Origin of the sequence: Novosphingobium sp., assembly GCF_965228995.1 — a bacterium.
In the GTDB taxonomy this organism is placed as follows: Bacteria; Pseudomonadota; Alphaproteobacteria; order Sphingomonadales; family Sphingomonadaceae; genus Novosphingobium.
Window position 1 is genome coordinate 344,422 of sequence record NZ_OZ245852.1, and the last position, 24,860, is coordinate 369,281.

At 68.6% G+C, this 24,860-nt stretch carries 5 protein-coding genes; all 5 read right to left on the reverse strand.

Going from position 1 to position 24,860, the window contains the following annotated elements:
• Window positions 1-63 precede the first annotated feature (63 nt).
• Window positions 64-20,010 carry a beta strand repeat-containing protein gene (locus ACO056_RS01610; RefSeq protein ID WP_421850830.1) on the reverse strand — a complete coding sequence of 6,649 codons (19,947 nt, stop codon included), beginning with the start codon at window positions 20,008-20,010 and terminating at the stop codon, window positions 64-66.
• A gap of 91 nt (window positions 20,011-20,101) precedes the next feature.
• Window positions 20,102-21,979 carry a TolC family outer membrane protein gene (locus tag ACO056_RS01615; RefSeq protein ID WP_421850833.1) on the reverse strand — a complete coding sequence of 626 codons (1,878 nt, stop codon included), beginning with the start codon at window positions 21,977-21,979 and terminating at the stop codon, window positions 20,102-20,104.
• A 61-nt stretch (window positions 21,980-22,040) separates the two neighbouring features.
• A complete protein-coding gene (locus ACO056_RS01620; protein WP_421850836.1) occupies window positions 22,041-22,376 on the reverse strand; it encodes a PilZ domain-containing protein in 336 nt (111 codons plus the stop codon).
• Window positions 22,376-24,019 (reverse strand): hypothetical protein, encoded by a 1,644-nt coding sequence (locus ACO056_RS01625; RefSeq protein ID WP_421850839.1) that lies wholly within the window; start codon window positions 24,017-24,019, stop codon window positions 22,376-22,378. Before ACO056_RS01625 ends, ACO056_RS01620 begins: the two co-directional genes overlap by 1 nt.
• A gap of 47 nt (window positions 24,020-24,066) precedes the next feature.
• Entirely contained in the window at window positions 24,067-24,795 is a 729-nt protein-coding gene (locus tag ACO056_RS01630) for a hypothetical protein (RefSeq protein WP_421850842.1), read from the reverse strand.
• Window positions 24,796-24,860: the final 65 nt, after the last annotated feature.

The following is a 24,860-nucleotide window of genomic DNA, read 5'->3' on the forward strand; positions in this document are numbered from 1 at the left end:
GCGGGCTGCGCAAGGCACCCTTGCGCCAAATGGATGGCATGCCGCCCGCCCCCGCGTCTTTCGTCAGAGCACTGTCAGCTGCGCCACGGTCGTCGTCATGCTGCTATCGCTGTAGAACGTGTAGTTGCCGGCGCTCTGGCTGTAGAACGAACCGTTTGCGATCTGCAGCGTATCGCCCGCATTGAAATCGACCGTGAGGTGCGAGGCGTTGCCCGCGCCGGTCACGCCCTGGATGAAGGCGGCATCGACGGTGAGGTTCGCGTTGGTGCCGCTGGCGTTGAAGTCGATCGTCTCGACCCGGCTGAGCACGCTGGCGAGCTGCGCTGATGAAACGGTGCCGGCGTTCGCGGCAATCGCCACGGTATCCGTCCCGCCGCCGCCATCGATGCTGAAGCCTGCACCAAGCGCGAGCGTGAAACTATCGCCGAAGTTCGAGCCGAGCAGGCTTTCGATGCCCGACAGTGTGTCCCCCGCAGCTTCGCCGCCGGTGCCGGTCCCGGTGCCGACACCTCCGGTGCCGAGCGAGAGCGCAACAGCCGCGCCCGCCTGCGAGTAGTCGGCGGTATCGGTGCCCGCACCGCCGATCAGGGTATCCGCACCCGCGCCGCCTGTGAGCCGGTCGTTGCCCGCGCCGCCATCGAGCGTGTTGGCCCCGGCATCCCCGGTCAGGCGATCGTTGAAGGCCGAGCCGATCATGTTTTCGATGCTTGTGTAAGTGTCGCCCGCCGCCTCGTTGGTGTTGAACGAATTGTCGGCAAGGTTGGCGGCGACGCCGAGCGTGGAATTGGCGTACGTAACCGTATCGATCCCGGCGCCGCCATCGAGCACGTCGCTGCCGAGACCGCCGTTCAGAATGTCGTTGCCCGCCTCGCCATACAGCATGTCACTGCCCGCGCCGCCGCTGATCGTGTCGTCGCCGTCGCCAGCGCGGAAGGTTTCGTCTGCGCCTGTGCCGAAGAAACTATCGGCAAACGCGGTGCCGATGACTTGCTCGATGCCGGTCAGCACGTCGCCCGCAGCATCGCCTCCGCTGGAGGCCGTGCCATCGAGCCGGGCCGTGATTGCGCTGGCCGAAGCGGAGTAGTCGATCGTGTCGAACCCGCCGCCGCCGGTGATCGTATCGGCGCCCGCGCTGCCGTAGAGCATGTCGTCGCCAAGGCCGCCATCGAGGAGTTCGGCCCCGGCGCCGCCGCGCAAGGTATCGGCAAACGCCGAGCCGACCACGCCTTCGATCGAGGTGTAACTATCCCCCACCGCATCGGCGGCGGTGACGATGAGGCTCCCGGTGGCGAAGCTCGCGGTGATCGCCGTGGCGGAATTGGCGAAGGACACGCTGTCCGTCCCCGCGCCGCCATCGAGCACGTCCGCGCCCGCACCGCCGACCAGCACATCATTGCCGCTGCCGCCCTGCAGCGTATCGGCGCCGGCGGTGCCCCAAAGCGTATCGTCGAAGGCGGAGCCGATGAGGATCTCGACGCCGGTGATGCGGTCGCCGCTCGCCTCCCCGCCCGAACCGGCGGTGCCATCGAGCCAGGCGGTCACGGCTGCGGCCGAATTGGCGTACGTGACGGTATCGGTGCCGGCGCCGCCATCGATGGTATCGGCCCCTGTGCCACCATCGATGAGGTCGTTGCCGTTGCCGCCGCTCAGCGTGTCGTCACCCGTAAGGCCGCTGATCGTATCGTTGCCATCACCGCCGCTGATCGCATCGTTCGAGCTCGAGCCGGTCAGCGTGTCGCCAAAGGCCGAGCCGATCAGGCCTTCGATGGAGGTGAGCACATCGCCCTGGGCAAAGCCGCCGGTGGCCGCGGAGCCATCGAGCGCCACCGAGACCGCCGCTGTGGAATCCGAATAGTCCGCCGTATCGAAGCCGGTGCCGCCGTTGAGCGCATCGGCACCCGCGCCGCCGCGCAGGAGATCATCGCCCGCACCGCCCGAGAGGCTATTGGCATTGGCATCGCCGATCAGCGTATCGGCGCTGGCCGAGCCGGTCAGGTTCTCGATGCTGACATAAGTATCGCCCGCCGCATCGCCCGCGCTGCCGCCCCCCGCGAGCAGGCTGGCGGTTACGCCCGTCGCGGAGGATGCATAGCTGACGGTGTCCGAACCGCTGCCGCCATCGAGCACATCGCTGCCGGGATCGCCGCGCAGGGTGTCATTGCCTTCCATGCCATAGAGCGTGTCGTTGCCGCTGCTGCCCCCGAGCGTATCGTCGTAGAGCGTACCTTGCAGGATCTCGACATTGGTGAGGACATCGCCCTGCGCTTCACCGCCGCTGCCGGTGCTGCCATCGAGCGCGATGGTGACCGCGACCGAGCCATAATAGCTCACCGTATCGATCCCGCCGCCTCCGTTGATGGTATCCGCCCCGCCAAGGCCGCGGAACCATTCGGCGGCGGCCGAGCCGATCACGCTGTCGTTCTGATTGGTGAGATAGATGATCTGGAAGTTCTTGTAGGTATCGCCCGCCGCATCGCCGCCGATGCCAAGCGTGACGCCATCGAGATTGATGGTGACCCCGGTGGAGAGCGTGACAGCGTCCGGCTGACTGGCGTTGACGCCAAAGAACAGGATGTTGGTGCCTGCACCGCCATCGAGCGCATCAGCCCCCGCGCCGCCCGAGATGCGATCATCACCATTGCCGCCGAGCAGCGTGTCGTTGCCGGCGAGCCCGATCAGGAAATCGTTGCCGTCGCCGCCGGAGAGCACATTGTTGCCGCTGTTGCCTTGCAGGTTATCATTGAAGGCAGAGCCGGTGAGGTTCTCGATATTGACGTAAGTGTCGCCCAGCGCGTCGCCCGCCGAACCGATGCCGGCAGTGAGGTCGGCGATCACGGCAACGCTGGCTGTGGAATAGTCGACCGTATCGGTGCCCGCGCCGCCATCCATGTAATCGGCACCGCCGCCGCCAAGGATCGTGTCGTTGCCGGCTTCGCCGTAGAGCGTGTCGGCGCCGGCATCGCCGTCGATCACGTCGTCTCCATTCCCGCCGCGGATGAGGTTTTGGCCGGTACCGCCGACCAGGACGTCATTGAAGCCGGAGCCGGTGAGATTGGCGAAGCCGGTGAAAGTATCGCCAAGCGCATCGCCGAGTGTGCCGGTGCCGGTCAGGAGGCTGACTGCCACGGCCGATCCGGCCGCTGCGTAGCTCAGCGTGTTGATCCCTGCCCCGCCGTTCATGACGTCGGCGCCAGCGCCGCCTTCGACAGTGTCGTCGCCGTCGTCGCCGTAAAGCGTGTCGTTCCCCGCACCGCCGAGAATGCTATCGTTGCCGAAGCTGCCCCAGATCGTGTTGGCATTGCCATCGCCGGTCAGCTTGTCGGCGCCGCTACCGCCCTGGATGTTCTCGAAGCCGGTGAGCGTATCGCCCGCCGCATCGCCTCCGCTGCCAGTGCCGGACAGGAGGCTGACGGTGACGGCGACAGTGGCCCCGAGATAGCTCACGGTATCGCTGCCCGCGCCGCCGTCCATCACGTCCGCCCCGGCGGCGCCGAGGATCACGTCGTTCCCCGCGCCGCCTTTGAGGTTGTTCACGCCGGAGGTGCCGACGATCGTATCATCAAAGGCCGAACCGACCGCGTTCTCGATCGACCCGGGCGCAAAGAGATCCCCTTCGGCATCGCCGCCGGTGTTGCCGGTGCCGGTGAGGAGGTTGATGCTGATGCCCGCTGACGAAGCCGAATAGTCGATCGTGTCGGTGCCGGCGCCGCCGTCGATGGTATCAGCCCCCGCGCCGCCGATCAGCAGGTCGTTGCCATTGCCGCCAAAGAGGCTGTCGTTCCCTGCACCGGTATCAAGCGTATCGTTGCCATCGTTCCCGTAGACGGTTTCGGCCCCGTCCGATCCGGTGAAGGTGTCATTGAAGGCGGAGAGCGACCAGACTTCGATATTGGCGTAAGTATCGCCCTGGGCGAGCCCCGTTGAGAGCGAGGCATCGATCAGGTTGACAGCGAGCGCGGCAACCGAGCCGGTATAGTCGACCATATCGCTGCCGGCACCGCCATCCAGGGTATCCGCGCCGAGCCCGGGGGCGATCACATCATCGCCGCCGCCGCCGAAGATGGTGTCGGCATTTGCGGAGCCGTAGATCACGTCGGCGAGCGCCGAGCCGATTACCCGCTCGATGCCGATCAGGACATCGCCGTTGGCCTCGCCCGCGCTTCCGGGCGTGCCATCCATCCGCACGATGACGCCGCCGGCAGAAGAATAGTCCGCCGTGTCGAACCCCGCGCCGCCATCAAGCGTATCCGCCCCGCCGCCACCGATCAGCGTATCATCGCCATCGCCGCCGATCAGCGTCTCGTTGAAGCCCGCACCGATCAGCGTATCGGCCAGCGCCGAGCCGATGACCGATTCGACGCCGGTGATCGTATCGCCTTCCGCGTCGCCGCCGCTGGAGACCGTCCCGTCGAGCCGAACGGTCACGCCCGCAAGGCTCGCCGAATAATCGACCGTGTCCGCGCCGGTGCCGCCATCGATGGCATCGGCCTGGCTGAACGAGACAAAGGTATCGTTGCCGCCCCAGCCGTAAAGCGATGACGCCGCCGCGGTGCCGCCGCGCAGTGTGTCGCCATAGTTGGCCGAGCCGTAGATCACCTCGATGCCCGTCAGGACGTCGCCGTCGGCCCAGCCGCCCACGCCCGCGGTGCCGTTGTTGGCAAGGATGATCGCCGCGTTCGAATTGCGGTAATCGACAATGTCTGTGCCAAGGCCGCCGATGACCTGATCGGCGCCGAGCCCGGTGACGATGGTGTCGTCGCCGCTGCCGCCATCGAGCACGTCGGACCCGGCAGCGCCAGTCAGCGTGTCGTTGCCGCCCCCTGCGAGGATCGTCGAACCGGACGCGGCCGCATAGATCGTGTCGTTCTGCGCAGAACCGATCACGGTCTCGATATCGAACAGGCGGTCGCCCGCTGCATCGCCGGTCGCGCCGAAGCCGCCGTCCATGTAGATCACCATGCCGCTACTGGCGGAGGCGGAATAATCGGCCACGTCATTGCCCGCATCGCCGCGATAGATATCGGCCCCGCCCGAAGCGACGAAGACATCATCGCCCGCGCCGCCGACGAACTCCTCGTCGGCGGCGCGGCCCTCGAAGCGATCGGCAAAGGCCGAGCCGACCACGCGCTCGATATTGGCGAGGGTATCACCCTCCGCATCGCCGCCGCTCGATGTACCGCCGGTGCGGATGGTGACCCCGGCGGACGCGGCGGAGTAGTCGGCCGTATCGTAGCCTGCACCGCCATCGATGGTGTCGGCCCCGGCGCCGCCTGCGAGGATATCGTCGCCAATCCCGCCAAGCAGCGTATCATTGCCCGCGCCGCCGGATAGCGTGTCGTTGCCGTCGAAGCCGTCGAACCAGTCGTCGCCGCCGGCACCGATGAAGGTATCGCTGCCGCGCGAACCGACAAAGCGCTCGACCGCGATGAACGTATCGCCCGCCGCATCACCGCCGGTGGCAGTGCCGCTGGACAGATCGACGGTGACGGCGCCGACCGAACCGGCGTAGCTGACAGTATCGATGCCCGCGCCGCCATCGAGAACATCTGCGCCGCCATCGCCCGAGAGCAGGTCGTTGCCCGCACCGCCGAGCAGAAGGTCGGCCCCGTTGCCGCCGGAGAGGATATCGTCACCGCCGCCGCCGCTCAGCGTATCGTTGGAGAACGCGCCGGTGATCGTATCGGCAAAGGCCGAGCCGATCACGCCTTCGATCTCGGTCAGCCGGTCTCCCGCAGCGATATCGCCGCTGCCGGCGCTGCCATCGAGCGCGATGGTGATCCCGCCGCCCGCGCCCGAATAGTCGGCCGTGTCGTTGCCGGTGCCGCCGATCAAGGTATCGATGCCCGCGCCCGCGACGAGCGTATCATCGCCCGCCCCGCCTTCGATCGTATCGACGGCTGCGCCGCCGATCAGCGTATCGGCATAGTCAGAACCGACCAGCCGTTCGATGCCGATGAGGACATCGCCCGCCGCCTCGCCCGCGCTGCCGTTGCCGCTGGCGCCGCCCGACCCGATGCTGACAGTGACTGCGGCCGCGGCGTGGGCGTAGGACGCCGTATCGAAGCCTGCGCCGCCATCGATGATATCGGCGCCCGTGCCGCCTTCGATCACATCGTTGCCATCGTTGCCGACAAGCGTTTCGTCCGCAGTCCCTCCGACCAGAGTATCGGCGAAAGCGGAGCCGAGCACGCGCTCGATGCCGATGAGCATATCGCCGGTGGCCGCGCCGCCAGAGCCCGCATCCACACCGTTGGTGTAGACAGTGACGCCCTGCGTATTGGCGGAGTAGTCTGCGGTATCGAAGCCGTCACCACCATCGAGCGTGTCGCTGCCGCTGCCGCCGATGAGCGTATCGTTGCCCGCGCCGCCGAGCAGCGTGTCCGCCCCCGCGCCGCCGCTCAGCCAATCATCGCCCGCGCCCCCTTCGAGGACGTCGGCATTGGCCGAGCCGGTCAGGCGGTCGGCCAGCGCCGAGCCGAGCACGCGCTCGATCCCGGTGAGCACATCGCCCGCTGCATCGCCCGCGCTACCGGTTCCCGCAGCAAGATCGACGACGACGGCGCTCGCCGAAGCCGAATATTCGGCCGTGTCGAAGCCTTCGCCGCCGGAGAGGACGTCCGCCCCGCCCAGTCCGGCGAGCACGTCATCGCCCGACTGGCCGAGCAGCGTATCCGCGCCCGCGCTGCCGCCTAGCGTATCGGCGAAGGCCGAGCCGCGGATCGTCTCGATCTCGGTGAGCACATCGCCCGCCGCTTCGCCTCCGCTGCCCGCGCTGCCATCAGTGGCGATCGTCACGCCGGAGGCCGAGTTTGCATAGTCCGCGATGTCGATGCCGGTGCCGCCGTCGATGCGGTCTGCGCCGAGGCCGCCCTCGATCACGTCGTTGCCGCTGCCGCCGGATAGCGTGTCGTCGCCCGCAGCGCCCTGGATCAGGTCGTCACCCGCGCCGCCCTCGATGGTATCGGCGCCGGCCGAGCCCAGCAGGCTATCGGCAAAGGCCGAACCGACAAGCCGCTCGATGCCGGTGAGCACATCGCCGAGGCCATCACCGAGCGAGCCGGAAACGCCATCGAGCCGCGCGGCGACGGCGGAGGTCGCGCCGGAATAGTCGGCGGTATCGAAGCCCGCGCCGCCATCGAGCACATCTGCTCCGGCGCCTCCGATCAGGATATCGTCGCCGTCGCCGCCCGAGAGGCTGTCTGCCCCCGCCCCGCCGGACAGAAGATCGTTGCCGTCCTGCCCGAGGATCGTGTCGGCCCCGGCGGAACCGGTGATCGTATCGCCAAAGGCGGTGCCAATGACCTGCTCGATGCCCGAAAGCACATCGCCCTCGGCGAGCCCGCCCGAGGAAGCCGCGCCATCCATGCGCACGGTTATGGCGGCGCTGCTTGCGCTGTAATCGGCAATATCGAACCCGCCGCCGCCGGTCAGCACATCGGCCCCGGCGCTGGCATTGAACAGGTCGTCGCCCCCGCCGCCTTCGATCTGGTCGGCACCGGCGGAGCCATTGAACACGTCGTTGAAGTCCGAGCCGATCACCCGCTCGACATTGATGATGATATCGCCATCGGCATCGCCGCCGACCGAGGTGCTGCCATCGAGGTTGATCGTGACCGCGCCGAGCGAAGTGGCATAGGACACGGTATCGAAGCCGGTGCCGCCATCGAGCAGGTCCGCGCCGGTGCCGCCGACAAGCGTATCGTCGCCCGCTTCACCGAACAGCTGGTCGTCCCCGTCGCCGCCGGTCACAACATCGTTGCCGGCTCCTGCGCGCAATATCTCGTTCGCGGCGGCTCCGGTCAGGCGGTCGTCGAAGGCCGAGCCGATCAGCTGTTCGATATTGACGAGCGTATCGCCCGCCGCATCGCCGCGGCTGCCCGCCGCACCGCCAAGCGTGACGGTGACCCCGCCGGCGGAAGCGGCATAGCTCGCGGTATCGAAGCCGGCCCCGCCGTCCATCGCATCGGCCCCGGCACCACCGATGAGCGTATCGTCGCCCGCGCCGCCCAGCAGCGTATTATTGCCCGCCGCGCCGCTCAGGGTATCCGCGCCGGCGCCGCCAAGGATGGTGTCGTCCCCAGCCGAGCCGCCCAGCACGTCATCGAACGCAGAGCCGATCAGCTGCTCGATTCCGGTGAGCGTATCGCCGGTGGCCTCGCCCGCGCTGCCCGCGCTGCCATCGAGCGCGATGACGACGCGCGCACTCGCGGCGGAATAGTCCGCCGTGTCGAAGCCGTCGCCGCCAATGAGCATATCGGCCCCGCCGCCGCCGATCAGCGTATCGTCGCCCGCGCCGCCTTGCAGCGTCTCGTTCGCGGCGGCGCCGATCAGGGTATCGCCCAGCGCCGAGCCGATCACGATCTCGATGCCCGCAAGCGTATCGCCTGCAGCATCGCCGCCCGCGCCCGCTGTGCCATCGAGCGCGACGCGCACGGCCTGGAACGAGCTCGAATAATCCGCAGTATCGATGCCCGCACCGCCATCGAGCACATCGCTGCCCGCGCCGCCAACGAGCGTATCGTTGCCGGTGCCCCCGATCAGCGTATCATCGCCGATCCCGCCGGAAAGCACATCGTCCCCGTCTCCGCCGAGCAGCACGTCGGCATTGCCCGAACCGGTGAGCCGGTCGGCAAAGGCGGAACCGATGACCTGCTCGATCCCCGTCAGCGTATCGCCCTGGGCACAGCCGCCCGTGCCCGCGCCGCTCGCCAGACTGAGCGTGATCCCCGCGCTGCTCGCCGAATAGTCGGCGGTATCGAAGCCGGAGCCGCCATCGAGCGCCTCGGCGCCCGCGCCGGCCTTGAAGATATCGTCACCCGCCCCGCCGATGAGCGTAGCGGCGCTCGCACCGCCGCGCAGCGTATCGCCGAATGCGGTGCCGATCAGCACTTCGGCATTGGCGATGGCATCGCCTTCGGCATCACCGCCGGTGTTGGCCGCGCCATCAAACCCGGCGTTCACGCCTGCGGCCGAGGCCGAATAATCGATCGTATCGATACCGGACCCGCCGTCGAGCACATCGGCGCCCAGCCCGCCGACGAGGGTATCGTCGCCCGCCTGGCCAAGCAGCGTATCCGCGCCCGCGCCGCCGAGTAGCGTATCGTTGCCGCCGCCACCTTCGAGCGTGTCGCTGCCGTCCGTGCCGCGCAGGCTGTCGGCCTGGGAGGAGCCGATCACGCGCTCGATCGAGACGAGGGTGTCGCCAGAGGCATCGCCGCCCGAAGAGACCGTGCCATCGAGATTGACGCTGACCCCTGCGGCGGAGGCGGAATAGTCCGCGGTGTCGAAGCCGTCACCGCCGTCCAGCAGATCGGACCCTGCCGTGCCGACGAGCGTATCGTCGCCCGCATCACCATAGAGCGTGTCCGCGCCGCTGCGTCCGGTGAGCGTATCGCCGAAGGCCGAACCCATCAGCCCTTCGACATTGGTGATCGTATCGCCCGCCGCATCGCCGCCGCTGCCGACCGTGCCGCCGAGCGAAGCTGTCACGCCAGCCGAGGACGCCGCGTACGTCACCGTGTCGATGCCGCTGCCGCCATCGATGCGATCGGCCCCGGCACCGCCGTCCAGCGTGTCGTCGCCCGAACCGCCCAGCAGCACATCGTCGCCGGCAAGCCCGGTCAGCGTATCGTCCCCCGCCCCGCCGGACAGCGCTTCCGCCCCCGCGCTGCCAGTGATCGTGTCATCGAAGGCAGAACCATTGACGCGCTCGATCCCGGTCAGCACATCGCCCGCGGCATCGCCGCCCAGCGCCGGGGAGCCATCGAGCACGATCTGCACCGCCGCATCGGATGCGGTGTAGTCGGCAGTATCGAACCCGTCGCCGCCAGAGAGGACATCCGCGCCTGCGCCGCCGCGCAGGACGTCGTCGCCCGCGCCGCCCAGCAGGATATCCCCGCCGCCGCCGCCATTGAGCGTGTCGTTCCCGCCGCCGCCCTCGAGCGTTTCGGCGGCCGAACCGCCGGTGATCGTATCGCCGTAGGCCGAGCCGATGACGCGCTCGATCCCGGTCAGGCTGTCGCCCTCGGCATCGCCGCCGGTCGCGGTCGAGCCATCGAGCGTGATCTGCACCGCGCCGGTGCTCGTGCTGTAGTCGGCGGTATCGAAGCCTGCGCCGCCGTCGATCTGATCGGCCCCGGCGCCGCCGCTGAGCACGTCATCGCCAAGGCCGCCAAGGAGCACATCGCTCCCTGCACCGCCGGAAAGCGTATCGTTCCCAGCGCCGCCCGAAAGGATCTCGTCCGCCGCTGCGCCAATGATCGTGTCGTCGTAACCAGAGCCCTCGACCTGCTCGATCCCGCTGACGCGGTCGCCCGCAGCATCGCCGCCAAGCCCCACGCCGCTGGCGAGATCGAGCTGGATGCCAGCCGCCGAATCGGCGTAGCTCAGCCGGTCGAACCCGGTGCCGCCATCGATGACATCCGCGCCGGTGCCGCCGGTGATCACATCATCGCCCGCCCCGCCGAGCAGCGTGTCGTCACCTGCTCCGCCGGACAGCGTGTCATCCCCCGCGCCGCCTTCGAGCGTATCCGCGCCCGCGCTGCCGCCGATCGTATCGGCCAGCGCAGAGCCGATCACGCGCTCGATCCCGATCAGCTTGTCGCCCGAGGCATCGCCGCTGCTGCCGACAGTGCCATCGGTGGCAATTGCAACACCGGCGGCGGAGGCCGAATAGTCTGCGGTATCGAAGCCGCTGCCGCCAATCAGCACGTCGGTGCCGACCGAGCCGGTGAGGATGTCGTCCCCTGCGCCGCCATCAAGCGTCTCGCTGTCGGTGCTGCCCGCGAGCGTATCGCCGAAGGCCGAACCGACGATGCTTTCGATGCCGGAGAGCACGTCGCCCTCGGCAAATCCGCCGCGCCCGGTGCGCCCGTCGAGCCCGGCATTGATCGCCGTGGTGGAGCCCGAATAATCCGCAGTGTCGATGCCGTCGCCGCCCACCAGCGTATCGGCGCCGAGGCTGCCGAGCAGCGTATCATCGCCGTCTCCGGCGCGGATCGTCTCGGCCCCGCTGCCGCCGCCGAGCCAGTCATCGAATGCGGAGCCGATGAGAATCTCGACGCTGGTCAGCGTATCACCCGCCGCGCCGCCGCTGCCCGCCGTGCCATCGAGCGCCACGATCACGCCGCTGGTCGAATCGGCATACGTGACGGTGTCAGTGCCGAGCCCGCCATCGATCGCATCGGCGCCATCACCGCCGACGATCACATCGTTGCCCGCGCCGCCGCTCAGCGTATCGTTCCCGCCGCCGCCCTGGAGGGTATCGTTGCCCGCCCCGCCGTCGATGCGGTCGGCATTGTCGCTGCCAAACAGCTGGTCGTCGAAAGCCGAGCCGACAAGGCCCTCGATGTTCTGGAGAACATCGCCTGCAGCATCGCCGCCGCTGCCTCCGCGGCCATCGAGATAGGCAGTGACCGCAGCGCCCGAGCCCGCGTAGCTGACGGTATCGAAGCCGCTGCCGCCATCGAGCAGATCATTGCCCGCGCTGCCGAGCAAGGTGTCATCGCCAGCGCCCGCCTCGATGGTTTCCGTGCCGCTCCCTCCGCCAAGCGTATCGGCAAAGGCGGAGCCGATCAGGCGGGAAATGCCGGTCAGCATATCGCCGGCCGCCTCACCACCGGTGCCCGCAGCGCCCGAAAGATCAACCGCAACGCCCGCCGCCGCGCCCGCATAGCTCGCGGTGTTGGTGCCGGTGCCGCCATCGATCACGTCTGCGCCTAGCCCACCGACAAGGACGTCGTCGCCGCTGCCGCCGAGCAGGGTATCATTGCCCGCACCGCCGGTGAGCGTATCGTCACCGGCGCCGCCTTCGAGCCGGTCGTCCGCCGCGCCGCCGATGATCGTGTCGTTCTGCGCCGAGCCGATGACGCCTTCGATCCCGACTAGCACATCGCCTTCGGCATCGCCGCCCGACGCCGGGCCGCCATCGAGCCGCACGGTAACCCCGGCGGCGGATTCGGCGTAGCTTGCGGTATCGAAGCCTGCGCCGCCGTCGAGCAAGTCCGCCCCGATGCCGCCGATGAGGACATCGTCGCCCGCGCCGCCGATAAGCGTATCGCTGCCGCCCTGGCCCGAAAGCACATCATTGCCCGCGCCGCCGTCGAGCCGCTCGCCTTGCGAAGTGCCGGTAATCACGTCGTCGAATGCCGAACCGATCGCGTTCTCGATCGAGGACAGCGTATCGCCCTGCGCATCGCCGCCCGCCGAAAGCGAGCCATCGAGATTGATCGCGATGCCGGCGGAGGAGGTCGAGTAATCGGCGGTATCGGACCCGGCGCCGCCGAGCAGGATATCCGCGCCCGCGCCGCCGCGCAGCACATCGTTGCCGGAGCCGCCATCAAGCACATCGGCTCCCGCACCGCCATCGAGCAGATCATCGCCGCCGCGCCCGCGCAGGATATCGTCGGCAGCCGAACCCACGATGGTATCGGCAAATTCGCTGCCCTCGACGATCTCGATGGAGACGAAGCTGTCGCCTGCCGCTTCACCGCCGCTGCCGCCGGTGACGAGGCTGAGCGCGACGCCGGCTGCGGCGCGCGAATAGTCTGCCGTATCGGTGCCCGCTCCGCCATCGAGCACGTCCGCGCCGCCGCCGCCGCGCAACACGTCATCGCCGCCGCCGCCACGCAACGTCTCGTCCGCCGCGCTGCCGGTGATGATGTCGGCATCGGCCGAGCCGATCACTTCCTCGATGCTGGTAAGCACGTCGCCTTCGGCAAGGCCGTTTGCGCTGGGACCCCCGGCGAGCGTGACATTGACGCCCACGAGCGAGGCTGAATAATCGATGGTATCGTGGCCGAGCCCGCCGTCGATCGTATCAGCCCCGGAGCCGCCGTCGATCACGTCGTCGCCCGCCCCGCCGAGGATGGTATCATCGCCGCCGAGGCCGATCAGAACGTCGTTGCCCGCGCCGCCTTCGAGCGTATCGGCTTGCGAGGAGCCGGTCAGCTGGTCGTCGAAGGCCGAGCCGACGAGGCGTTCGATGCTGTCGAGTCGGTCGCCCGCCGCATCGCCCACGGTGCCGCGCCCGGTGGCGAGCGAGACCGCGACGCCCGATGCGGCATCGCCGTAGTCCGCGGTATCGAAACCGGCCCCGCCGACAAGCTGGTCCGCGCCGCCGCGCCCGGTCAGCACGTCATCGCCAGCGCCGCCGACAAGGCTGTCATCCGCTGCCGTGCCGCGCAGCGTATCGGCAAAGGCCGAGCCGATGAGGTTCTCGACATTGAGCAGACGGTCGCCTTCTGCCGCGCCGCCCGTGGACACCGAGCCATCGACGGAGACCGAGACACCCGAGGTCGAACCGGAATAATCGACAGTGTCGGTTCCATCGCCGCCATCGATGAGATCGGAGCCCGCGCCGCCATCGAGGAGATCGTTACCCGCCCCGCCGCGCAGGATATCGTCGCCTCCGCCGCCGGAGAGCGTATCGTTGCCCGCGCCGCCATCGAGCAGGTTGGCTGCGCTGTTGCCGGTCAGCCGGTCGTCGAGCGAGGAGCCGATCACGCCTTCGATGCTGACAAGCTGGTCTCCTGCCGCATCGCCGCCGATCCCGATCGAACCATCGAGCACGACCGTGACCGCGCCGTCGCTGGTGCTGTAATCCGCCACATCGTTGCCGCTGCCGCCATCGAGCACATCGACCCCCGCGCTGCCGCGCAAGGTATCATCACCCGCGCCGCCGAGGATGGTCTCATTGCCCACCCCGCCGCCGAGCGTATCGGCAAAGTCCGAACCGACCAGCCGCTGGATATTGGACAGCATGTCACCCGCGGCCTCACCGCCGCTGCCCGGAGCGCCGGACAGGTCGACGATGACACCGGAAGCAGCATTGGCGTAGCTCGCCGTGTTGAAGCCCGAGCCGCCGTCGATCACGTCCGCGCCGAGCCCGCCGACGAGCACGTCATCGCCGCTGCCGCCGAGCAACCGGTCATCGCCCGCGCCGCCCTGGATCGTATCGTCGCCCGCGCCGCCCGAAATCGTCTCGGCTGCCGCGCTGCCGATCAGGGTGTCGTCATAAGCCGAGCCGGTGAGGTTCTCGATCCCGATCAGTTGGTCGCCCTCGGCATCGCCGCCGCTGCTGACGGTGCCATCAAGCCGCACGGTGACCGCCTGCGCGGAACTGCCATAGTCGACCGTGTCAGTGCCCGCGCCGCCGTCGATCCGGTCCGCGCCCGCGCCGCCGTCGAGCCGGTCGTCGCCCGCTCCGCCGAGCAGCGTGTCGTTGCCATCGCCGCCGATGAGCACGTCATCGCCCGCCCCGCCTTCGAGCGTATCGTCGTTGAGGCTGCCGAGCAGGCGATCGCCGAAGGCCGAGCCGACGAGGCGCTCGATTCCGGTGAGCGTATCGCCCGCGGCATCGCCGCCGATGCCGATGCTGCCGCCGAGGCCCGCGACGATCCCTTCGCCGGACGCCGAATAATCGGCGGTATCAAACCCGGCACCGCCATCGAGAACGTCCGCGCCCGCGCCGCCTGCAAGGATGTCGTTGCCCGCGCCGCCGAGCAGGGTGTCTGCCCCGTCGCGGCCCACGAGCATGTCATCGCCCGCGCCGCCTTCGAGGGATTCATCGCCCGCCGCGCCGCTCAGGATATCGGCGCCCGAGGAGCCGAGCAGGCGCTCGATCGAGATAAGGGTATCGCCCTGCGCATCGCCGCCCGTGCCGGTCCCGGCGGCGAGATCGACGGTGACACCGAGCGCCGAGGTGCGATAATCGGCCGTATCGAAGCCCGCGCCGCCATCGAGGACGTCCGCGCCGCCGCGCCCGGCGAGCATGTCATCGCCGCCGCCGCCGCGTAGTGTTTCGTCTGCGCGCGCGCCGACCAGCGTGTCGTCGTAGCCGCTGCCGGTCACTTCCTCGATACCCGCGAGCGTATCGCCCGTCGCGGTGCCGCCAAAGCCGGTGGTGCCATCGAGGTAGACGCTGACGCCCGAGCCGGAGAGGCTGTAGTCGGCGCGGTCGTAGCCTGCTCCGCCGTCGATCGTATCGGCCCCCAAGCCGCCGTCGATCACATCGTCGCCCGTGCCGCCGAGCAGGGTATCGTCGCCTGCCCCGCCGCTGAGCACATCGTTGCCATCGCCGCCAGCAAGCCGTTCGGCCGCAGCGCCGCCGGTCAGCCTGTCGTCGAAGCTGGAGCCGACAACGCTTTCGATGCCGGTGAGCCGGTCGCCCTCGGCATCGCCGCCCGCGCCGATACCGGAGCCGAGATCGACAGTGACCCCGGCGGCCGAGCCTGCGTAGTCCGCAGTATCGAAGCCCGAACCGCCATCGAGCGTATCCGCCCCCGCGCCGCCGTTCAGGATATCGTCGCCCGCATCGCCGAGCAGCGTATCGTCACCGCCCGCGCCGGACAGCCGGTCGTCACCGCCGCCGCCTTCGAGAATTTCCGCGGCGCCGACGCCGGTGATGGTGTCGTTGTATGCCGAGCCGAGGATGTGTTCGAAGCCCGTGACCGCATCGCCTTCGGCATCGCCGCCCTTGCCCGCCGAGCCATCGAGCGTCAGCGTGATGCCGCTGCGGCTGTTCTCGTAGCTGGCGGTATCGGTGCCCGCGCCGCCATCGAGAACATCTGCGCCGCCGCGCCCTTCGATGACGTCGTCGCCCTCGCCGCCGATCAGGGTGTCATTTGCTGCCGAGCCAACGAGCACGTCGGCAAAGGCGGTGCCGACAAGGCCTTCGATCCGGGTCAGCGTATCGCCCTCGGCGTCTCCGCCGCTGGCGGTTCCCAGCGCCAGATCGACGCGCACACCGGCAAGGCTGGCGCTATAGTCGACCACGTCCGAACCCGCGCCGCCATCGAGCACATCGGCCCCGGCGCTGCCGTAGAGCGTGTCGTTGCCGCCCTGGCCGAGCAGGATATCGGCATCGGCCGAGCCGCGCAGGGTATCGGCAAAGGCCGAGCCGGAGATGCCTTCAATCCCGGCGTAGAGATCGCCTTCGGCATCGCCGCCAGTGTTGTCCCCGCCATCCAGACCTGCATTCACCCCGGCTTCGGAACGCGCATAATCGGCGATATCGGTGCCGAGGCCGCCGATCAGCGTATCCGCGCCTGCGCCGCCATCGAGCCGGTCGTCTCCCGCACCGCCGTCCAGCATGTCCGCGCCCGCGCCGCCGCTCAGGCGATCGTCGAAGCTGGAGCCGACCACGCGTTCGATGCCGGTGAGCGTATCGCCTTGCGCATCGCCGGCGAGGCCGACCGAGCCATCGTTGCCGACGACCACTCCAGTCGCGCTGCGGCTGTAGTCGGCGGTGTCGAAGCCATCGCCGCCAATCAGCCGATCGGCACCGCCAAGCCCGGCAAGCACGTCGTCGCCCGCGCCGCCGCTCAGCGTATTGGCGCTGTCATTGCCCGAGAGGTTATCGTCGAAGGCCGAACCGGTGAGCGCCTCGATCCCGTCGAGCTGGTCACCCTCGGCATCGCCGCCGCTCCCCGCCGAGCCATCGAGCGCGACGGTGACCGCGGCGCCGGAGTTGCTGTAGTCGGCAGTATCGAACCCTTCGCCGCCGCGCAGATAGTCCGCGCCGCCGCCACCGGAGAGGATATCGTCGCCTCCGCCGCCGGAGAGGCGGTTGTCCCCGGCATCGCCGGTCAGCCGATCAGCATGGTCCGAGCCTGTGACGTTCTCGATGCTGCTGTAGGTGTCGCCTGCGGCACTGCCGCCAAGGCCGGTGCCGGCGGCGAGATCGACTTGCACGGCCGCCGCGGAATCGCCGTAATCCGCGGTATCCGCGCCGCTGCCGCCGATGAGCCTGTCCGCCCCGAGCCCGCCGCGCAGGGTATCATCGCCCGCGCCGCCATCCAGCGTGTTGTCGCCGCTATCGCCGATCAGGGTATCGGCATAGGCACCGCCCACCACGCGCTCAATGCCCGAGAGCCGGTCACCCTCGGCGATATCACCCGAGGAGGCATTGCCATCGAGCCGCACGGTGACCGCGCCGCCTGCAGTGGAATAGTCGGCCGTGTCGAACCCGTCGCCGCCGATGAGCGTATCGGCACCGATATCGCCGGTCAGCGTATCGTCGCCCGCCATGCCCTGCAGCGTGTTGTCGCCCGCATCGCCGCCGAGCCGGTCGGCAAAGGCGGAGCCGCTGAGCGTTTCGATCCCGCGCAACACATCGCCTTCCGCATCGCCGCCGCGGCCGGGGGCGCCGTCCAGCGCGATGGTGACGCCTGCGCCCGAGCCCGCGTAATCGGCGGTATCGATCCCGTCGCCGCCGATCAGCGTGTCCGCGCCCGCGCCGCCGGAGAGCCGATCGTTTCCTGCACCGCCGACCAGCGTTTCATCCGCACCTGAGCCGATCAGAACGTCGTCGCGCGCGCTGCCGATCACGCGTTCGATGCTGGTCAGGCGGTCGCCATCGGCATCGCCGCCTTCGGACGCTGTGCCATCGAGCCTGACCGTCACGCCGAAGCGCGAGGCGCTGTAGTCCGCCGTGTCGAACCCGTCGCCGCCGTCGATCATGTCGGCCCCGCCAAGTCCGGCAAGGATATCGTCGCCGGCAAGGCCGCGCAGCACATCGCCCCCCGCCGAGCCGACCAGCGTATCGCTGAACGCCGAGCCTTCGAGGCCTTCGATGCTGACGAAGCGGTCTCCCACCGCATCGCCGCCATCGCGCAGCGAGCCATCGAGCGCGACTTGCACGGCTGCAGCAGAGCCCGCGTAGCTTGCGATATCGAAGCCCGCGCCGCCATCGAGCAGATCGGCGCCGAACCCGCCTTCGAGCACGTCGTCGCCCGCGCCGCCGGACAGGGTCTCCTCGCCCCTGCCACCAATCAGGTGGTCATTGAAGGCGCTGCCCTTGAGCACTTCGATATTGGCGTAGGTATCGCCTTCAGCCTCGCCGCCGTGGCTGGCGCGGCCATCGAGATAGACTTCGACCGCGGTATCGCTGGTGCTGAAATCGACCGTGTCGATGCCGCCCGCGCCGTCGATCCGGTCCGCGCCCGCGCCGCCGGAAATGCGGTCGTCGCCGCTGCTGCCGGTGAGGATATCGTCGTGCGCGGAGCCCACCAGAACCTCGACCCCGGTGGCGGTATCGCCCTCGGCATCGCCGCCCTTGCCTGCGGTGCCATCGAGCCGGGCATCGACGCCCGTCGCCGAGCCACTGTAATCGAGCGTATCATTCCCCGCGCCGCCATCGAAATGGTCGGCGCCGGCACTGCCTGTCATGCGGTCATCGCCTGCCCCGCCCTCGACCCACTCGTCGCCCGGGCCGCCGTGGATGATGTCGGCCCGGTCGGTTGCGATGATGTGCTCGATGCTGATGAGCGTATCGCCCTCCGCCTCGCCGCCGTGCGAGGGGCTGCCATCGAGGAACACTTCGATGCCCTTGGTGCCCGCGGGCGCGCCGTCCAGCGCGTGGGTGTAGTCCGCCGTATCCGTGCCCGCGCCGCCATCGAGCACATCGGCGCCCTTGCCGCCGATCAGCGTATTGTTGCCGGCATCACCCGTCAGGCGGTCGTTGAAATCCGAGCCGATCAGGCCTTCGATGCTGACGTAGGTGTCACCCTCTGCCGCGCCGCCCTTTCCGGTGCCAGTGGCAAGGTTCGCATCGACGCCTTCGCCGGAGAGGTGATAATCGACGACATCTGTGCCGCTGCCGCCGTCGATCTTGTCCGCGCCGGCCCCTGCATGAATATGGTCATCGCCCGCACCCGCAGCGATGATGGTGCCGGGCGGATTGGCGAAGAGCACTTGGACCGGATCACCGGTGACAGGATCCTTCACCGCCATGCCGGCTTCGTCGGTCACGTCCTTGATGCCGAAATGGGTCGAGACCGACACCGAATACGTCGAGCTCTTGCCGTCCGCCGAGAGGCCGAGCAGCACGGGGAGATAGAACTCGTCCTTGAAGCCGCCCGCCTCTGCCCTGGCGCTGGTGGAAGGGAGCTTGTACGTAAGTTCGAGTTCGAAGGAGAAGCGCGACACGCTGGCCGGAATGGGCACGGTCTTGCCCGCCGCGTCGATCATCGTCGTCAGCTTGGTGATCTTGCCCTGGTCGATCGAAACGAGCCAGCCCTTGTCGGTCAGCGTGCCGTTGACGATGCCATAGCCCGCCGGAAGCGAGGGGATCAGCACCTGCAGGAGGCTCAGGCCCTTGGCGGGAACTTCGGCGACGACATCGAGCACACGCAAGCTGTTGCCTTGCGGCGCGTGGGCGGGATCGTCGGCATAGATCAAGTCGTTGCCCGCTGTGCCATCAATGCTTTCCGGCGCGGACTGGGCCTTGAACGCGGAGTCCCTGGCCGATCCCGGGCCGCCGGTATCGCCCTTGATCACCGTCTCGCCATTCTCGGTGCTGCGGGTCACGCCTTCGGAATTGAAGAGCTCGAACGTCAGCTTGGGAAGCAGCTTGCCGATACCGGCGGGCCCCAGCGCATCCTCGGGCGCGGGCGTGGCGGAGCGGGGGGACATGACCCCTGGCGGGGCGGCGGCCTGCGGCTGGACGTTGCTGATCTTCTCGGTCAGCGCCTTGCCGATCTCGTCGGACTTGTGCTGCTGCTGCTCTTTGGCGGCGGCCTCGGCCTGGGCCGCGGCGGAATCCTCGGGCTGCACCGCAGCGGGCGGCTTGGCCGCTTCGGCCGGCTTTTGCGCATCGGCGCTGCTGAGGTGGAGTTCGAGGCTGGGGTTCTGCGGGTTGATCTCGCCGACCATGCCGACAGCCTGATCCGCGGAGAACTCCTTGTCGGCAAACACGATGACCGGCTTGCGGCCCGAAAACGCGGCCAGCGCCATGCCCGGAATGATGATGCGCGAGCCATCGGTGAAGACAAGCACGACGTCGACGTCGGCAATCTCGACCTTGAACGGCGCATACTTGATGCCGAGCCGGGCCTTGTCGTCAGCATCGAGCTGGACGACTTTGGCGGCGCCGTAGTCCTCCTTGTGGGCCGCGGCCTGCGCGCCTTCACCCGCGGTGGGCGCAGGGGCGTCGGGCGCGAGGCCGGCGGCAGCCTTGCCACCCCGCAGCTTGCCGGCGGAACCCGATTTGGCGCGAACGATCCTGACCATACGACCTCGATTGCAGGGTTCCCGGTTCTAGCGGCCACGAGCTTAGGGCTTGGGCCGGAGCGGGCTCCGGATATTCACGTATGCGGCGCCTTCAGTCCTCGCCGCCGGGCGCGGGCCGGGCGAGATCGGGCAGCTTCTGGCCGCCGCTGACGAGATCGAACAGCCCGCCCAGCTTCTGGAGCACGCGGTATTCCGCCGCTCGCAGCGCAATCAGATTGGCGTTCTGCTTGGCTTTTGCGGCGAACAGCAGCTGTTCGGCATCGAGCAGATCGAACACCGTGCGCCGCCCGCCGCGGAACTGCTGTTTGTAGAGATCCGCAACGCGCTCGGCGGAGGCGATTTCCGCTTCGATCGTGGCGATCTTCTCGCGCGCGGCGCCAAGGCTGGCGTAATCGATGCGGATATCCTGCTCGACTTCCCGGCGGCGGCGATCAAGCTCGTAATCGGCCTGGCGCAGCCGCGCGGCAATGCGGTGCCTGGTCGCGGTGGCGGCGCCGCCGTTGTAGAGCCGGTAGGAGAACGTCACCATTGCGCGCGCATCGACCGCGCGGCCCGTCGCGCCGAGCACGTCCTGCCGGTAGTCGCTCGCAATCGACAGGCCGATGCGGGGCAGCGCGGTATCGGCCTGACTATCGTACTGCTTGTCGAGCGAACGGCGATCCTCGACCGCCTGGGCAAGGCGCGGGCTGCGCGTATCGATGAGATCGACCGCCGCATCGGCGCTTTCGGGCAGTGCGGACCCGGCCGCGGGCACTTCGGCGGCGCGCAGCGGCATGTGATCGGTGAGGCGCTTGTAGGCATTGCGCGCCTGTTCGAGCGCGCTCTGCCGGTCGAGCAGCTGCGAGCGCACGTTGTCGAGCCGGGTCTGCGCACGCTCGACATCGGCGGGGGTGGTGAGCCCCAGGTCCTTCTGTACGGTGACGATGCGCAGGATCTTGCGCACCGAAGCGATCTCACCCTCGGCGAGGGACACGAGGTTCTGCTGGAGCAGTACGCCGAGATAGGCATTGGCGATATCGTAGGAAATCGCCTCGATCCGCTCTCGCGTGCCCCATTGCGCCGAGCGGTAGCTGGCGCGGGCGCGCTTGATGTCGTTGATGGTGACGCCGAAATCCCAGAGGTTCTGGTTGAGCGCAACCGTCGCCTCGCTCCGGTAGCGCTGCGAGGCGGCTGAGGGAATCGTGCGCGCGAATTCGCGGCCCCAGGCGCCGCTTATGTCGATGCGCGGCAGGTAGTTCGCGCGCGCTTCATCGACGCCGTAGCGGGCATCATCCTGCTGGGCGAGCGAGATCTGGATTTCCGGATTGCCGCGCAACGAAGCGACGATGGCATCGGTGAGGGATTCGGTCTTGCCGGGGGCGGCGGGCGCGGCGGGTGCCTCCGCATCGGTGGGTGATTGATCGGGCGGCTCCGGCGTTGGCGTTTGCGCGCGCGGCTTGGGGAGCGGGCCGGGGCCATCGAGCCGGGACAGCACGGCTGGCTGCGCAGGATCTAGCGCGGGGAGTTCGTCTTCGGGGCCAAGGCTCGCAGCGAGCGCGGAGCCATCGGGCATCGGGCCTTGCGCCATGACCGGCGCGGGCCCGGCGGCCTGCTCGGCAACCGGAAGCGGAGGGACGAGGTCCTTGAGGATCGCGGGGGCGAACGGGGCCGGGAGCAGCGGGCTCGCCGAAGCCAACCGGATCATTGCCGGGGTTTCGCGGGAAGGTGACGGCGGGGGCGCAACAGATCCTCGGCCCACGCCGGAATGCGTGACGAGATCCGGTCCGTCGAGCCCTTCCAGCACATAGGCCAGTCGCGGAGTGACTGCCGTGTTAGCCGCAGGCTCTGCCGCAAGGGCCGCAGACCCCGCCAGTGCTGCGCCGGCGGCAAGGCCGGTCGCGAGCGCCGTCAGCGGCAGTCTGGCAAGACGATGCGGCACTCGGCCTTCCTTCATGATCGCTTCGATCCCGCGTGGGTGTGCGGCCGACATGGTTAATTGCGGCGCAAGCAGGCCCTACGCGCTAGCCCTTGCAGGGACTGCTTGTGCGGGCTCAGGCGGCGACTGCGGGGGTGAGCAGATGCACCAGTTCGGCGTCGCCGAGGGGCACCTCGAAGCGGACGCCGAACCCGAGCGGGGTCGTTGCGACGATCTCGCCGACCAGCACGAGACCGGCGACCTGGACCTGCACCGCATCGCCGCGGCGGTTCATCAGGTAGGCAAGGCGCGGGCGGAACATCGCACCGCCGCGCGAGAGGTTGATCAGCCGGCCCTCGTAACTCACCATCTTTTCGGTGAGGACGATCTCGCCATCGATCCGGCAATCGTGGCGCACATCGGCGCGCGAGAACACCGGGCGGCGCCCAAACGGGTTGAAATTCTGCGCCATCACAGTGCTCCGCGCCGGGTGGTGGGAACGGCCTGAGCTTCGGCAGATGGTGCCGGCGCAGGAGGCTCGATGCGCATGCCAAGGCGGCGGCGCAGGCGCTCCATCTCGGTGCGCGCATCGCCGAGCCGGATGGCGTCGTCCTCAGGCGCACGCGCCACCGCAGCGGCGAAGGTTTCGAACGCGGCGCGGTGCTCGGCGCTGCGGTGATCGAGGCGGGCGATGGCATCGCGGTGATGCGCCGAGGCAACCGCGAGCCGCTCCAGCCGCCGATCAATCCGTGCGCCGAGTTCGCGCAGCGCGCGGCGGTTGGCGGCGAGGCTGCCCTGCATGTTGCGGCGAAGCAGCCGCGCTTCGGCAAGCTGGCGGCGCGCGGCACTGCGCGGCGAGAACCCGAGCCGGGCGGCAAGGCGGTCCAGCCAGGATGCGGGTGGCCGGGGGGCTGCCGGTTCCACCGCATGGCGCGGCGCATGCTGCGCTTCGCCCGCAAGCGTGATCAGGCTGTCGAGCTGGCGGTGGATCTCGTCACCATCGAGCGTGGCGGACCGTTCCGCCAGCACGCCGAGCGCGGCGAGCGTGGCGCGGATATGCGTACGGTCAGCCGCAGCATCTTCGTGCAGCGCGGCGAGCTGCGCGAGCATGGCCGACTGGTTGTGCGCCAGTTCGGCCACCGCATCGGCCACGGGGCGCATGATCGGGCGCGGATCGGAGAGGCCAGCGATCCCATCGGCAAGAATGCCCACTGCACCGGTCAGCCCGGCGATTTCGGCCTGACCGGCCTTGGCGCCGTGCGCCAGATCGATGATCGCAGCGCGCAGTTCGGCAAGCTCTGCCGCGCCGGCCTCGATCGCGCGGCGCACCGAAGCGAAATCGCGCGAGGGGCTGGCGGAGCCTTCACCCTGCCCGGCTTCGAGCTGCGCGAGGTTCGACAGCCAGAGTTCGAACTCGCCCCGCAGCGTCTTCATCGCGCTGGTCATGCAGCGTTCGAGCGCGCCGAGCACCATCGAGGTCATCAGGCCGAACAGGGACGAGCTGAAGCCCACCGACATGCCGTTCAGCGGTGCCTTCATGCCCTCGATCATCTTGCCGAAGCTGTCCGGACCGGCACTGCCCGAGACGTCCATCGCGCCGATCAGGTCGGAGACCGAATGCACGGTCTTCATCAGGCCCATGAAGGCGCCGAGCAGGCCGAGGAAGACCATCAGACCGGAGAAGTAGAGGATGGTCGACTTGCGATCGTTGATGCGCTGATCGACATCATGGAGCAGGGTCTGCACCGTGTCCGCGCCGATCTCGAGATTGTCCTGCTTGCCCAGCTCCTCGGCAATCAGGCGGTAGCCCTGCCCGAGCAGTTCGGGTTCGTGGAACACCACTGCAGGCTGCGCATAGGGATCGCGCGGGCGCCTGGCGCGCTCGCCATAATCGACCTGCAGCGCGTGCAGCGCGATGACTTCGTTGCGCAGCGAGAGTACGTTGCGAAAGGCGATCCCCGCCGCGACCCCGAAGATCGCGAAGATCGACAGGTTGAGTGCCAGCTTGGCCTTTATGCCATCGATCACGAACTCGTGAGCATAGATGCCAAGCCCCGCAAGGACCGCCATGATGACGGACATCTTGAGGAGTTCGGCGCGGAGCTTCCTTTCCATCGCGGTTGATCCGGGGGCGGCACGGGAGGCGGAACGGGTGGCGGCGATCACGGCTTGATCACCACGCGCACCATGTGCCCATCGGGAGAGTCCGCGTCGGTGACGCGGATCTGGGTCGTGACATCAGTGGGCGCGAGCCCTGCTCTGAGGAGGAGATTGCGGGTCATCGCGGCGCGGTAGAAGGCGATCCGCTGCGCTTCGGACACCGAGCGCGTCTGAGGGGCGAAGGACCAGATCTCGTACTTCGTGCCGGGACGCGCCTTGGCCTTGATGAAGCCGATGACGCGGGCGGAATTGGCTTCATCATAGGTTGCCGCATTGGGCGCGAAGGCAATCTTGAGCAGGGTATCGGCGGTCTTGACCTCGACGCCGCTGGCATCGTCCGGCTGCTCCTCGGCCTTGACCTGGAGCTTCAGCGTCTCGGGGGTCTCGCGGGTGCGGATGGAGAGGCGCTCGGCCCCGTCGGTCAAGGTCGGGGAGCGCAGCACGGCGCCAAGTTCCGAGACGGACGTGCCGGCTGCCGCATCGCGGGGAGAGAGCACGGGGGCCGCGCCGGGCGCGCAGGCCACCGGCTTGCCATCCTTGCCGGTCTTGTGCTGCAACTGCTCCTGCTGGATCATCTGCTGCTTGAAATTGGCGATCACCCGCTGCGAAAGCTGCATGACGGCGGCGCTCATGATCACGAGCAGAAAGGTCACCACCATGATCACGGTGGTGAGCACGTCCACGAATGCCGGCCAGTGATTGACTTCGCCGTCGGCGGATGCGCCTGCCACGTCTTGCTCCTTGAGGTGCCAGCGCGGGCATGCGCAGCACCTTGATTAACCGGCCATAAGCCATG